Origin of the sequence: Runella sp. (genome assembly GCF_027484545.1) — a bacterium.
Lineage (GTDB): Bacteria > Bacteroidota > Bacteroidia > Cytophagales > Spirosomataceae > Runella.
The window spans coordinates 1-13309 of record NZ_JAIXST010000020.1; the positions used below are offsets into that span (position 1 = coordinate 1).

Annotated in this window: 13 protein-coding genes and 1 riboswitch; of the genes, 9 read left to right on the forward strand and 4 right to left on the reverse strand. The window is 43.2% G+C overall.

The genetic code is table 11. From position 1 onward, the window contains the following. Window positions 1–225: 225 nt before the first annotated feature. Window positions 226–2688 carry a TonB-dependent receptor gene (locus Q0081_RS01400; protein ID WP_298348438.1) on the reverse strand — a complete coding sequence of 821 codons (2463 nt, stop codon included), beginning with the start codon at window positions 2686–2688 and terminating at the stop codon, window positions 226–228. Next, a riboswitch (TPP riboswitch) is annotated at window positions 2679–2775 on the reverse strand. Its footprint overlaps the gene before it by 10 nt. 87 nt (window positions 2776–2862) lie before the next feature. Next, a complete protein-coding gene (locus tag Q0081_RS01405; RefSeq protein WP_298348439.1) occupies window positions 2863–4047 on the reverse strand; it encodes a DUF1343 domain-containing protein in 1185 nt (394 codons plus the stop codon). Between the two features lie 151 nt (window positions 4048–4198). Here Q0081_RS01405 and Q0081_RS01410 point away from each other — a divergent pair, with 151 nt between their 5' ends. The 3 genes from Q0081_RS01410 to Q0081_RS01420 all read left to right on the forward strand — a co-directional run bounded on the left by Q0081_RS01410 (window position 4199) and on the right by Q0081_RS01420 (window position 7339). After that, a complete protein-coding gene (locus Q0081_RS01410; RefSeq protein ID WP_298348441.1) occupies window positions 4199–5359 on the forward strand; it encodes a PLP-dependent aspartate aminotransferase family protein in 1161 nt (386 codons plus the stop codon). Window positions 5360–5595: 236 nt separating this feature from the next. Beyond that, on the forward strand, window positions 5596–5910 hold the full coding sequence (gene rhaM / locus Q0081_RS01415; protein ID WP_298348443.1) for an L-rhamnose mutarotase: 315 nt from the start codon (window positions 5596–5598) through the stop codon (window positions 5908–5910). Between the two features lie 76 nt (window positions 5911–5986). Beyond that, window positions 5987–7339, forward strand: coding sequence for a Gfo/Idh/MocA family protein (locus tag Q0081_RS01420; protein WP_298348444.1), 1353 nt, complete (start codon window positions 5987–5989; stop codon window positions 7337–7339). Between the two features lie 94 nt (window positions 7340–7433). On the opposite strand, the gene Q0081_RS01425 is transcribed toward Q0081_RS01420, so the two are convergent. Beyond that, entirely contained in the window at window positions 7434–8195 is a 762-nt protein-coding gene (locus Q0081_RS01425) for a DUF547 domain-containing protein (protein WP_298348446.1), read from the reverse strand. 91 nt (window positions 8196–8286) lie between these two features. Here Q0081_RS01425 and Q0081_RS01430 point away from each other — a divergent pair, with 91 nt between their 5' ends. From Q0081_RS01430 to Q0081_RS01445, 4 genes are all read left to right on the forward strand, one after another. Continuing rightward, a complete protein-coding gene (locus Q0081_RS01430; protein WP_298348449.1) occupies window positions 8287–9075 on the forward strand; it encodes an SDR family oxidoreductase in 789 nt (262 codons plus the stop codon). Window positions 9076–9230: 155 nt separating this feature from the next. Further along, window positions 9231–9638 (forward strand): MaoC family dehydratase, encoded by a 408-nt coding sequence (locus Q0081_RS01435; RefSeq protein ID WP_298348451.1) that lies wholly within the window; start codon window positions 9231–9233, stop codon window positions 9636–9638. Further along, window positions 9635–10213, forward strand: a complete 579-nt coding sequence (locus Q0081_RS01440; RefSeq protein WP_298348453.1) for a Maf family nucleotide pyrophosphatase — start codon at window positions 9635–9637, stop codon at window positions 10211–10213. The genes Q0081_RS01435 and Q0081_RS01440 overlap by 4 nt, the downstream gene beginning before the upstream one ends. A 79-nt stretch (window positions 10214–10292) precedes the next feature. Beyond that, window positions 10293–11066, forward strand: coding sequence for a hypothetical protein (locus Q0081_RS01445; protein ID WP_298348455.1), 774 nt, complete (start codon window positions 10293–10295; stop codon window positions 11064–11066). A 2-nt stretch (window positions 11067–11068) separates the two neighbouring features. Here Q0081_RS01445 and Q0081_RS01450 read toward each other — a convergent pair whose 3' ends face one another. Then, window positions 11069–12433 carry a hypothetical protein gene (locus Q0081_RS01450; RefSeq protein ID WP_298348457.1) on the reverse strand — a complete coding sequence of 455 codons (1365 nt, stop codon included), beginning with the start codon at window positions 12431–12433 and terminating at the stop codon, window positions 11069–11071. Window positions 12434–12630: 197 nt separating this feature from the next. On the opposite strand from Q0081_RS01450, the gene rpmH reads away from it, so the two are divergent. Together rpmH and rnpA are read left to right on the forward strand one after the other, a co-directional pair. Next, window positions 12631–12789, forward strand: coding sequence for a 50S ribosomal protein L34 (gene rpmH / locus Q0081_RS01455; protein WP_013927159.1), 159 nt, complete (start codon window positions 12631–12633; stop codon window positions 12787–12789). Between the two features lie 72 nt (window positions 12790–12861). Further along, window positions 12862–13305: a ribonuclease P protein component gene (gene rnpA / locus Q0081_RS01460; protein WP_310586469.1), complete on the forward strand. Its 444-nt coding sequence runs from the start codon at window positions 12862–12864 to the stop codon at window positions 13303–13305. Window positions 13306–13309 lie beyond the last annotated feature (4 nt).

Here is a 13309-nt window from a genome sequence, read left to right on the forward strand (position 1 = left end):
ATATTTCTTTTTGTTGCTAATTTTGAATGACATCTGATTGGAGTTAAATTAGTAAGTGAGATTCCTAACTAACTCTTTTCGGGTGTCTTTTGTCTTTACCCTATTTTAAAACAGCCTCTCAGAATTCCAATTCTTCAAGCAAGTCATTTTTTTCCTTTTGCGTCGTTATCAAATGTTATCAATCAAGTTTTGGAACTCCTAAAACAAGCTTAGGAGTTCCAAAAATTAAAACTTCAAACCTACACTCACCAGAAAGTTTCGTCCTGCCTGCGGATAGTAGAAGTTTTCGGTAGTGGTTTGTCCGCCGTAAATGTAGCTGTACGTATAGCCGTTGGATTCATACAATTCATTGAAAACGTTGTTGGCCAGCGCGCTCACCGTAATTTCATTCATCCATTTGGGCTTAATTCGGTAAATCAAACGAAGGTCGTTGGTGAAATACGCATCCAATTTACGGCCTTCATTAGAGGTATTATCCAAATATTGTTTCCCAACGTATTTGGTCAACAACGCCAATTCCAGATTCTTCGCGGGTGTATACAGGAGTTGGCTTCCGACAATCACATTGGGCGACAGAGCAATGTCTGAATTGCCGTGGTTGGTGGTTTTGTAACCGCCGTTTTCGTCATCGTAATTGACAACATACTCCGTAAAATTCTTGATTTTATTTTGGCTCAACGTCGCGTTGGCATTCCATTTCCATTGTTTGCTCAACTGCGCTCCAAACTCCAATTCAATCCCCGCCCGGTAGCTTTCCGGCACGTTGATTTTGATGGGGTTGCCTACGTCGTTCAACTGTCCGGATACTACCAATTGATTTTTGTAATCCATGTAATAACCGCCAACGGAAGCTGCTACGCGCCCTTTTTGGAAACGATAGCCCACTTCTAAGTCACGCAAGGTTTCCGGATTGGGCTGAATTTGTCGAGTCGATTCCGTAAAATCATCCCGGTTGGGCTCCCGATGGGCTAAACTAAACGAAGCAAAAGCCGTACTGCTTGCCGAAACTTGGTACGTTATGCCTGCTTTGGGGTTGAAAAACGAATAATTGACATCGTGTAATTGCTGCCGTTGCTGATTGTCATCGCCTTTGATAAAGTAACCAACCTTACGAAGTTGGACATCGGCAAAAACATTGAGCTTTTCCGAAAGTTGATAGTATACCTTACCGTACAAATTGAAATCTGTTTTCAAACCTACGCTTTGATAATACCGCTGACGGATACTGCTGCTGCTCGCAAAACGTGACCAAATCACTTCCCCAAAGTGGTCTCCATCGTATTGATTCCATCCTCCCCCAATGTTCGCCGTCAGTTTTTTGAAACTGTTGTAATCTAAGGAAAACGTTGAGCCATAAAAAGCGTTATCCAGCCAACGGCGGCGAATCAAATCGCTGCGCGTAATGGTCTGATTTCCGACAACTACATCGGGCAGTTTATAGTTTTTCAATTTATCATTGTCGCGGTATTGCTCATAGTAACCTCGTCCTTTTACCAAAAACCCGTTTAGGTTGAAAGTCCAATTTTTAGAAAGATTGTGCGATGAAATCAATTGGTAATGGTCCTGCTGATAATTGTCCGTTTGGTTGTCGTACAAATACAGATTGTAGGTGCGGCTGTTGGAATTCAACAGATTTTGGGCGTCGCGTTCATTCAGTCCATTACGGTCAATGTAAGCCGATATGCCTTCGCGGTCGCCTTTGAGACGGGCTTCGGGAATTCCTTCCCATGCCTGATACGTGACTTCTTTACCCGAAAACACATTCATCCGTACCGAGCTTTTCTTGCCGAAATAAGCCCCAGACACGTAAAAAGAACCTAAATCCGACTTGGAACGGTCAATAAAACCGTCGGAAGTGATTTTTGACAAACGGGCATCCAACGTAAATTTGTTATTCAACAAACCCGTTCCAGCCAAAATCGTGTGTTTTTTTGTATTGAAAGACCCAAACGAATTGTTGATTTCGGCATACGCCTCTTTTCTAAACTCATTGGTATTGATGTTGACAGTGGCGCCAAAAGCAGCGGCACCGTTGGTAGAAGTCCCCACTCCTCGCTGAATCTGCACACTGCTGACTGAAGAACCAAAATCGGGCATATTTACCCAAAAGGTTCCCTGACTTTCAGCATCGTTGTAAGGAATCCCGTTGATTGTCACGTTGATACGGGTAGCATCCGTTCCACGAATGCGTAAGCCCGTGTATCCTACGCCCGCTCCTGCATCCGATGTCGTAACGAGTGACGGCGTAAAGTTGAGCAATACGGGCAAGTCCTGTCCCAGATTTTGTTTGCTCAATTCGAGTTTACCAACGTTCGTAAAGGCCACACCCGAATTTTGATTGGCCCGCGTGGCATTGATGACCACTTCGTCGGCGTTGAAAGAACTGCGTTTGAGTTGAATGGGATTAGTGTCCGCTTGTAAATCTGAAATAGTGACGCTTTTGCTTTCATACCCCACGTACGAAATTTCTACGATATTGGTATTATCGGGAAGATTTGAGAGAGAGAATTCCCCTTTTGCGTTTGTCACCGTTCCCCGAAAACTCCCCGCTCGAATAGTAGCACCGGGCAACGGTGTACCGTCTTCGGCGTCAATGATCTTACCCGACACAGATAGTTGGGCAAGTGCAGGCACGTACAGCAACACTCCCGTTGCCACGGCCAAAAACCAAGATGTAATCTTTTGCATTTCTAATTCCCTCCGCCGGCATTACCCGGTTCAGGTGTTAAGGGTATAATCTCAGCCCGTCATGTTAGGGCACCCCATTATGTAAAAATTCCGCGCGCCAGAATTGACTGCAAAGGTAAGAGGATAACTTTAGAAAAATACAATTCTATTTTTAAGCCGTATGAAATCAGCAACTTAGCCACATCGAAAAAGCGCTTCATTCGCAATCCCCTGCACGGACTGAATCCATTCATTTTCAGCATTTTTCAAATAGTCCATCGTGGTTTTGAGTTCACCTTTACCCTGTACAAAATCAATCAAAATTTCATCACCCACCAAAATCTCCAATGCTGTACGCGGATTACCTTTTTCATAAGCACCTTCCCGCCAAAGGTTAGGCACATATTCATTAAAAATTCGGAGTAAAACCAAAGAGCTCAACAGGGAGTGATTCGCCTTCCTATGAGACAGATGTACTTGAAAACCACCGCAAAGCTCGTTGGCATATTTATGAAAAGTCGGAATGAATTGCAATGGCCGCAACACGTAGTTCACCCACGGCAAATCATCAGTCCAGTTTTCAAAATCCCGTTTGATGTTCTGTAACGTATTCCATGCTAAAAAAGGAGCCCCCACTATCTCAAACGGGCGCGTGGTACCGCGTCCTTCACTTAAAACAGTAGCTTCAAACAAGCATTGTCCGCTGTACAAATGGGCGGTTTGCAATGAAGGAAAATTGGGGGAAGGAAAAATCTGAAAATAGAAGTCGTTGTAGTGAGGGGAAATATTGTTCAGTTCGAAATTACCGCCGTAAACGTCTTTTAGCCAAACCGCCAATTCTCCCAATGTCAAACCATGACGGTGCGGCAGTCCTTCGTGACCAATAAACGAAGCATATTTACGGCTAATCGGCGTGCCTTCCACTTGTCGATCGGCAGGATTGTGATGGTCAATGAGCCAAATTCGCGGCGGATGAGCACAGCGAGAGAGGGTTTCAAACAAATAGGCAATGGTCGTCAAATACGTAAAATACCGACACCCAACATCCTGAATATCAATAATAATATCTTCCAATTCTTCCAATAAAGCAGGAGCCGCTTTGAGGCTTTGCTCGTCATGACCGTACAACGACACAAAAGAGACATCCTCCCAAAATGAATAGGCTTGGGTAGTTTCGAGGGGCTCCTGGTCCTGCAATTCTGAGAAAAGGCCATGTTTCGGAACAAAGACCGTTTTCAGTACTTTTTTTTCGGCCAATACCTCAATCAGGTACTGCCGTTGTTCAAACACAAAGGCGGTTTGATTGCACAAAACCCCTACTCTACTTTGATTGAGCTGGAAAGATTGGATTAATTCGTGGAGTGAAGTATGTGATTTCATAAGCCGAAATGAGGGATTCAGTTCGGCAAGTTAGTAGAAACCTATTTTTGATTTTATTTTCTCCTAATAATTCATTCCCAATCATAACAATCTTAAAAATCAGTGTTCTATTTTAGCATTCCAAACGACAAAAAATATAATCACTTTCTTAATGCACCCTTCCCAAATTATCAACGAACTCGCCGAAGACCGCGAACTGTATTTTAACGCCGTAAGCCCGCCCATTGTCCAAACCAGTAATTTCGCTTTCAAAGATTTTGCCTCATTGCGGGGAGCGTTTGACGACGAAATGTCCACCTATTTGTATTCCCGGGGCATTAACCCAACAGTAGATATTTTACGACAAAAACTGGCGGCTTTGGACGAAGCCGAAGATTGTTTGGTGCTCAATAGCGGTGCCTCCGCTATTTTTTGCGCAGTCATGTCCAATGTTCAGGCAGGCGACCACATCATCAGCGTTCATAAACCTTATACGTGGGCTTGGAAGCTTTTTGACAACATTTTGCCGCGTTATGCCGTCACTACCACTTACGTAGATGGTACTTGTATTGAAAACTTTGAAGCCGCTATTCAGCCCAATACCAAAGTAATTTATCTGGAATCTCCCAATACGCTGACGTTTGAGTTACAGGATTTAGAAGCCGTGGCCCAATTGGCTAAATCGAAAGGCATTATTACCATTATTGACAACAGTTATTGCACGCCACTGTTCCAAAAGCCTCATCGTTTGGGTATTGATTTGTGTTTGCAATCAGCCACTAAATACATTGGCGGTCATTCGGACACGGTCGGTGGTGTATTGACGGGTAGCAAAGCCATGATAAAGCAGATTTTTGACCGCGAAGCCTTGAATACCGGTGCTTTTATATCGCCTTTCAACGGTTGGTTGTTGCTGCGGGGATTGCGTACGCTGCCCATTCGCCTAAAACACATTTCGGAAAGCACTCAAAAAGTCCTTGCTTTTCTGAAATCTCATCCCAACATCGAAAAGGTCTATTTCCCTTTTGACCCTGATTTTTCGCAATACAAATTGGCTCAAAAACAGATGACGGGTGCCTGCGGTTTGCTTACTATTGCCCTCAAAGCCGAAAGCTATGAGCAAATCGAAGCCTTTGCCAAATCCTTAAAACACTTCTTATTGGCCGTGAGTTGGGGAGGACACGAATCACTCATTATGCCCAAATGCGCCGGGCTCTGTCCCGAAGAATTTGATGCTTCTAACCAAGAACATCGCCTCATACGACTCTACATCGGGTTGGAAGAAGCCGATTATCTGATTGAAGATTTGACACATGCTTTGGCCCGTTTATAATCTTTTACAAGCAATTGGTCAAAAATAGCCCACGGATGAAAGAGATTGGACAGATTCTCACGGATTAAATCCGTTCTAAACCGCGGTCCGCTGCTGCGGTTTTATCCGTACAATCTGTGTTCCATTATCAGTTCTGTGTAAAACTGTAAAGAACAAAAAAATACAATTCCATAAAAGTACAGGAGGGTTGCGCCTTTAGATTCTTTTTGATTTGTTAGACCAATTCCTAAATCACCATGCACGAAATCGCCTTTTTGATGAAACTCAAACCCGGTTTTGAGGAAGAATACAAAAAACGCCACGACGAAATTTGGCCCGAGCTTTCCGAAGCATTGACCGCTGCGGGAGTAAGCGACTATTCCATTTACCTTGAACGCGCCACGGGAGTCTTATTTGCTGTCCAAAAACGTACCAAAAATCATACCGCTGACGCATTACCTCAACTGCCGATTGTAAAAAAATGGTGGGCTTACATGGCCGATATTATGGATACCAACCCCGACAATTCGCCCGTAAGTACGTCGTTAGAATGCGTTTTTCACATGGATTAATAAAATCAAACCTCACAGGTTTTACGGTACAATAGTATGCAAACCTGTGAGGTTTTTACCACAACTCCTTCCTACTATGAACAACCCTCAGGAAACCTTTAACCGTCGCGAGTTTTTACAGAAATCTTCGTTGGCTACGGCGGGGGTACTGGCATCAGCACCTTTGTTTGCCAATGCAACTGCTACCGCCAAACGCAAAGTAGCCATGGTGGGTACAGGCCACCGTGGCACAAGCATGTGGGGCGTACCCGTTGTCAAAGAATTCGGTGATATTATTGAGTTTGTAGGTCTTTGCGACATCAACCCCGGACGCGCTGAAACGGCCCGCAAAATGCTCAACGTCAATTGCCCGCTATACACTGACTTTGAGAAAATGATGCGCGAAGCCAAACCCGATTTACTTATTGTGACTACGGTAGACGCTACCCACGACCAATTCATCATCAAAGGCATGGAAATGGGCGCTGACATCATTACCGAAAAGCCCATGACGACGGATGAAGCTAAATGTCAGGCGATTTTGGATGCTGAAAAACGTACGGGCAAAAAAGTAACGGTTACGTTCAACTATCGCTATTCGCCTCACCGCCAGAAATTATATGAACTTTTGCGCGAAGGGGCCATTGGTAAAATAACTTCGGTTGATTTTCACTGGTACCTTGACACTCGTCACGGCGCTGATTATTTTCGTCGTTGGCATCGCCTCAAAGAAAACAGCGGGTCGCTTTGGGTGCACAAAGCCAGTCACCATTTTGATCTGTTGAATTGGTGGTTGGAGTCGGAACCCGAAAGCGTATTTGCTCAAGGTTCACTGGAACATTATGGTAAAAACGGCGCGGTAAGAGGGAACAATTGCCGTACCTGCGACCACAAAACTGATTGTAAATTTTATTGGGATATTAACAAAGACAAGCGCCTGACGGCGCTCTACGTTGACAATGAAAAACACGACGGCTACCTGCGCGACGGTTGCGTGTTTAAAGAAGATATTAACATTTACGATAAAATGGCGGCTACGATTCATTACGCCAACGGTGTCAATGTGAGTTATTCGCTTACTACGTATTCACCCTACGAGGGGTACCGAATTGCCTTCAACGGTACGAAAGGCCGTTTGGAAGCGTGGATAAAAGAAGCCGGAAAAATGACGATTGAACCGTATGATGAATTGATGCTTTCCAAAAACTTTGGTGAAGTGGAATACATTAAAGTGCAACAAGCCGAAGGACACGGCGGCGGTGACGCTCGCTTACGGGACAAGATTTTCCGTAATCCAAATTCGGCAGATACATTCCGTCAATTGGCCGGCAGCCGCGACGGAGCTATGGCTATTTTGGTAGGCATAGGTGCTCGCAAGAGCATCCAAACGGGCCTACCCGTAAAAATCGCCGACCTCACCGATTTGAAGCCGATAGCTGTAAAGGTTTAGTTTATAAGTTTGGGGTTTACAGTTTTTAGGTTAGAATGTTGAAACTTAAAAACTGTAAACCCTAAATTGTAAACTGTAAACTACTTACTGCCAACTATTTCCCGTTCAACTCCCAATTGTAGTCGTTGTATGAAATGGGCGTATTCTTGTCTATTTTCGTCGCAGAATATTTATTGAGCCAATCCACCATCGGCATTTTTTTGGTAAAATCTCCCCCGTACCAAGATAAAATCTTCGACACCTCTGCCTTGTCTTTGGTCACGTTGTTTTTGGATTTGTCATTGATAAAATCACGGGCCTGATTGTCCAATTGCTTATCTAAACGCTCTGCCACAAACGCCTCATTGCGAAGCGGAGGACACGATTTTGCGGCACAAACCAAGGCAAAGTGAATACGGGGCTCGTCAAATTTTTTACGAATGATACCGTGTTCGATATTATTCAAATCCATTTTCGTGTTACCAATCTTAATAAACTTCACATCCCAAGGCGTGTTGACAAAGGGAATTTTAATCTTCGACCCAATGTCTTTAATGCTGCTGATGCCCGGATAATTATCCAAAATCAATTGAATGGTAAATGCATTGTAAGCGTTGATCCAATACGTCAACTGCTCTTCTTTACTCCACGTTTTTTCATTGGGAGCACTGGTACTGAGCATGTCCAGGTACTTTTTCAGCTCGTCGTAATCTTTTTTAAAGGCAGTGTAATTCACAAAACCTTTGTCGTTTACGTGTTTTTTCAGAAGTTTGTCCCAAGCAGAGTGGTCGACGGGTGCGGCATCGGAAGTGGGAGTGGCTGTACAGCTACCAAAAAGTGCCGCAACAAATAACACAATGAAAGCGAAACTGCGCATAATTTTAAGTTGTTTTTACAATACAAACGTTAATTCTGACTAAAAGAGATTTTCAACCTGCTATTTAGCAATAAATAATTGTGCCAATCGCATGAATCTTGATTTAACACAAAAAACTGCCATTGTTTGCGGCAGCACCCAGGGAATAGGCCGTGCTTCTGCCGTTGAATTGGCCCTATTGGGTGCCAATGTGACGCTCATGGCACGCAATGAAGAATCTCTTCAACAAACCGTCAGTGCGTTGGACGTCAGCAGAGGGCAAATCCACCGCTACATTGTTGCCGATTTTTCAAGTACAGAAAACGTAAAAAATGCAATTGAGGGTTATTTAGCCAAATTTCCCGAGGTTCATATTTTGGTCAATAATACCGGCGGACCGGCGGGAGGCCCCATCATTGACGCCAAACCCGAACAATTTTTGACAACGTTTGAAATGCACCTTATCAATAATCAAATTTTGGTGCAGGCGATTGTTCCTGCTATGAAAAAAGCAGGATTCGGGCGCATTGTCAACATCATTTCGACTTCGGTCAAACAGCCGATTGTAGGTTTAGGGGTTTCCAATACCATCCGTTGGGCGGTGGCAAGTTGGGCCAAAACCCTTTCGCTCGAAATTGGCAAGTTTGGTATCACAGTCAATAATGTTTTGCCGGGCTACACCAAAACGGGGCGTTTAGATACTGTCAATAAATCGCGAGCCGAAGCAACGGGAAAAACCGTTGACGAAGTGGCAACTCTATTAGAATCCGAAATTCCCATCGGACGTTTTGCAGAACCTGAAGAAGTAGCCGCCGCAGTAGCTTTTTTATGCAGTCCAGCGGCAGCCGTTATCAACGGCATCAACTTGCCCGTTGATGGCGGAAAAACAGGTTCCTTATAGACCATTTTGTCATTCCGAAGGAGTCTATTTTTGTCTCTTGCAAAGTTTTACAAATGCGTTTCAAACGCACAGAACAGTGATTCGCGTCGCAGACGCAAACCAACAATGACTTGACATTCACTAAATCGCTCATTCACTAAATCACTCATTAAAATATGCAACTCTCTATCGGTGACACCTACGAATACGAATTCAGTTTTTCTCAAAATGACGTCATTGCCTTTGCACAACTTACTGGCGATGATAATCCTTTGCATTTAGACCCCGAATACGCGGCTACGACTCCTTTCAAGCGTCCTATTATTCATGGAATGTTGGGAGCAAGTGTGTTTACCAAAGTCATTGGTACGAAGTTTCCGGGTTATGGTTCCATTTACGTCGGACAAACTTTTCAATTTTTACGACCCATGTTTGTGGACACCGATTACAAAGTGAAATTCACCGTCATCAGCCTAAACTCTGAAAAACATACAGGAGAAATTTTAGGCGAAGTCTTTGACGTAACTACGGGAAAAATCACCACTAAAGGGGTGGCAACGCTGATGCACAAAGAAAAGATATGATTTCCCTCTCACGCCCCCTCATTCTCGCTTCCAATTCTCCTCGTCGTCAGCAGCTATTGCGAGAATTGGGGTTTGATTTTACAGTGCAGGTACGACCGACTGACGAGATTTTTCCAGCCAACATGCCTCCTGCGGAAGTTGCGGGCTTTTTGGCACAACACAAGGCCGAACAATTTCAGTCAGATTTGGAGAATCAACTCGTTTTGTGTGCCGATACGATTGTGGTCGTTGAAAACGAAATTCTGAATAAACCCGCCAACGAAGCCGAAGCGCAGGTAATGCTCCAAAAACTTTCGGGTCGAACCCACGAAGTCATTACTGGGATTTGTCTCTTAAGTTCCGAAGGTTTTCATACCCTCAGCGATATTGCTAAAGTAGAATTTAAAGCACTGACCAACACCGAAGTCAATTATTATATTCATCATTATCGCCCTTTCGACAAAGCGGGCGCTTACGGCATCCAGGAATGGATTGGCATGGTTGGTATTCAGCGCATTGAAGGGTCTTTTTACACAATTATGGGATTGCCGTTGCACCAAGTGTATCAATTACTATTGCCGTATATACATGTTTAACCGTTCGTCAAAAATTAGTTGGAAAGCGATTTGCCACTATCTATTTTTGTTAGACAGCATTCTAAAAGCCGCTTTTGCCATGAAAAACAAATTTTATTTTCTTCTTCTTGCCTGCGTTGGGTTTCTAACCAGTTGCTCTACTAATTTTTATCAATTACGGCCCGTATCAGGCGATGTAGCTTGGCTGGAAGGTCGCGAAGTAACCCGCACGGAACAAAACGGCGTGGTATTGGTGGCTTCTTACGAGTTTGAAGACCCCCATCACATGGTATTGGATGTAGAAATAAAAAATCGGACTTCTACCCCACTGCTCGTTGATCCCAACGACTTTTTCTTCCTTCCTTTCAATAATCAAAGCGATACGCTTCGCAACGAGCAAAATCCAGTCTATGGTTCTTTTTATCGAGCAGCTGACCCCGAAGAAAAAATTCAACAGGCCATTTTAGATGTGAAACGTGAAAAGCAGCGTTTAATAGCTTCTTCCATCTTTAATGGTATACTTTTAGTAGCAACCGTTGCCAGCGATATTCATTCAAGTAAAAATGACCGTTCGTGGCAGCAACGTGCCAACCGTCAATATGCACACGCTCAAGCCTATAACTTCATCATTCAGAAGCAAATAGCTGACGTTAATCTTCAAAAAGTGCGTACAAATCGATTGGAGAACGAACGCGCCAATTGGCAGGAATTGGCTCTTCGCAAAACTACTTTGCCTGCGGGCGAATCGGTACGCGGGCTTTTGTTTTTGCCCAAAGACACCAGAGCTTCTTATCTGTTGTTGAATTATGAATCTCCCGCCGATTCTACAACAATGAAACTCAAGTTTTTACAGGAAAAAATCAAAGCAAAATAACCTTAAGAAGCTTCCCAATCCAGTCCTTTTAAAAATACTTCGTAGCACAGACAGCCCAGTACTAAAATGTACTCCAATCCTACCACACGGAGGTTTTCGTGATAAGGGATGGACGAATACGCCACGTACGTAAAAGGCAAAAGCGCCGACCACACTACCGGATACCACCGCCCCGTCCATGCCCCAAAGGCAACCAAGGTTGTAATGTACCAAGGGTGAATCGTGGTAGCCAGCAGAAAATAAACTGTCAATGAAAACAGCATTTTCTCCAAAAAAGAACGCCGTTGAAATGCAATCCAAATCAAGAAAGTAAATGTAATCAGTGACAACAACGGCCCAAGCACCTGAATAAGGTTATAGCCTGTCACCCAATACCCTAACTCTCTTAACAAGTAGTAGAAACTTGCATTAAACTCAAATTTCTGAAAGTACAAATCAAGGCTTTTACCGAAGTTGAGCAATAGCTCCAAGCTGAGAAACGGAAGAAATAAAACCAACAAAACACTTCCGGTTATTGCACTGTAAATCAGCCCCTTTTTGATTCCAAGACGTTTGATAAATAGCGGCAAAAAAAGCAAAGGCAACAACTTAACCACTACTCCCAACCCCAATGCCACTGCCGACGCAATGTAGTATTTATCACCCTGAAAGGGTGTATTCAACCACCTCACGGCCAACAAAACAAAGAATAAAGTAACCGCTTCAAAGTGCAGATTCCCCGTTAATTCCACAATAATTAATGGATTGAGGGCATAAATCAAGGCAAATTGGCTTCCTTTTTTTTTATTAATGACAGAATTTACTGATTTGGCAGGATGCATCATCATCCAAAAAATACCTGCTTCTGCCAAAACTATAAAACTGCGCAGCAAAATAACTGTTATTAAAGTATTCCCTCCTGCGATCCAAGCGGCCACTCCAAACATCATTTGATTCAACGGCGGATATACAGTAAAATAATGAGGTGAATTCATTCCCTCAAAAAGCACTGTATCCAACTGAGCATCAACCGCTATGGAGGAACCAATCAGTGCAGAGGGCAAATACAAGTACGGATTATAACCGGCAGCCAACAATCGCCCATCCCAAATGAAACGGAAGTAATCATCCGACAACACAGGAACGGCAAGCAAGAATAACAACCGAAAACCTAAAGCTATCCACAACCATCTTCTGACCCACAACTTATCCCATTTTTGGCTAATAATCAACCCATATATTAAAAACAAGACTCCAAAACTCAGGATCAATTCACCCGATTGGGTACGGATAAATCGGTAACCAATCAGCCAATATGCCAATACACTCAACAAACAAAATAAAACACACTGAATCCATTTTGCTTTGTCAACCTGAAAGAGAGTCATTTGATTTAAACTGATTTTAGAAGTTTTCAGCCTATTAAATTTTTACTCAATAAATCAATAACAACTGACAATTAAAAGTTTATGACTTTAAATTCTGTTTTTTCCTCCAAATATAGTTTGTAAACTTTTAGATATTTCCGTACCTTTGCGGACTCGTTTTGAATCCAAGGATTTTACAGGTATAAAAGTAATAAGAAATGAAACGTACATATCAACCTTCAAACCGCAAAAGACGCAACAAGCACGGATTCCGTGAGCGTATGGAATCGGCTAATGGCCGCAAGGTATTGGCAGCTCGTCGCAAAAAAGGCCGTTGGAAACTTACTGTTTCTGACGAAAAGCGTCATAAGCAATAATTCATTAGTTTAGGGTTTGAAGTTTAGGGTTTAGAGTTTATTCTCCAAAACTTTAGACTGATACTCGATACAATGATTAATCAGACATTCAAAAAAACAGAACGCCTTTGTAGTAAAAAAACTATCGAGCGTTTGTTTGAAAAAGGTAGCACGGAAACAGAAACGTCCTACCTTTTTCCATTTAAGGTATTTTACCTTTTCGATTCCACACAAGCTCCCGAACAACTCCCCCAAGTCCTGTTCACCATTTCTAAACGAAATTTCAAGAGAGCCGTTGACCGTAATCTTCTTCGCCGCCGCTGCCGGGAAGCCTATCGTAAAAACAAACATTTATTCTTTGAATCCCCCGGAGGTCATTCTCCTGCTTCCATTGCCTTTGTACTTATTGCCAAAGAAAAAGTAGCGTATGAAGTCATTGAACGCTCAATGAAAAAATTAATCGTACGATTGAGCAAAGAAGTCAATCAGGAAAAAGAAGCAACAAAAACTGCACAGAACACTCCAGAGGAGTCATAATCAC

Excerpts from the sequence above, each read along its gene's own strand:
- Q0081_RS01400 (WP_298348438.1), bottom strand. The coding sequence starts at position 2,688 with ATGCAAAAGATTACATCTTGGTTTTTGGCCGTGGCAACGGGAGTGTTG.
- Q0081_RS01405 (WP_298348439.1), bottom strand. The coding sequence starts at position 4,047 with ATGAAATCACATACTTCACTCCACGAATTAATCCAATCTTTCCAGCTC.
- Q0081_RS01410 (WP_298348441.1), top strand. The coding sequence starts at position 4,199 with ATGCACCCTTCCCAAATTATCAACGAACTCGCCGAAGACCGCGAACTG.
- rhaM (WP_298348443.1), top strand. The coding sequence starts at position 5,596 with ATGCACGAAATCGCCTTTTTGATGAAACTCAAACCCGGTTTTGAGGAA.
- Q0081_RS01420 (WP_298348444.1), top strand. The coding sequence starts at position 5,987 with ATGAACAACCCTCAGGAAACCTTTAACCGTCGCGAGTTTTTACAGAAA.
- Q0081_RS01425 (WP_298348446.1), bottom strand. The coding sequence starts at position 8,195 with ATGCGCAGTTTCGCTTTCATTGTGTTATTTGTTGCGGCACTTTTTGGT.
- Q0081_RS01430 (WP_298348449.1), top strand. The coding sequence starts at position 8,287 with ATGAATCTTGATTTAACACAAAAAACTGCCATTGTTTGCGGCAGCACC.
- Q0081_RS01435 (WP_298348451.1), top strand. The coding sequence starts at position 9,231 with ATGCAACTCTCTATCGGTGACACCTACGAATACGAATTCAGTTTTTCT.
- Q0081_RS01440 (WP_298348453.1), top strand. The coding sequence starts at position 9,635 with ATGATTTCCCTCTCACGCCCCCTCATTCTCGCTTCCAATTCTCCTCGT.
- Q0081_RS01445 (WP_298348455.1), top strand. The coding sequence starts at position 10,293 with ATGAAAAACAAATTTTATTTTCTTCTTCTTGCCTGCGTTGGGTTTCTA.
- Q0081_RS01450 (WP_298348457.1), bottom strand. The coding sequence starts at position 12,433 with ATGACTCTCTTTCAGGTTGACAAAGCAAAATGGATTCAGTGTGTTTTA.
- rpmH (WP_013927159.1), top strand. The coding sequence starts at position 12,631 with ATGAAACGTACATATCAACCTTCAAACCGCAAAAGACGCAACAAGCAC.
- rnpA (WP_310586469.1), top strand. The coding sequence starts at position 12,862 with ATGATTAATCAGACATTCAAAAAAACAGAACGCCTTTGTAGTAAAAAA.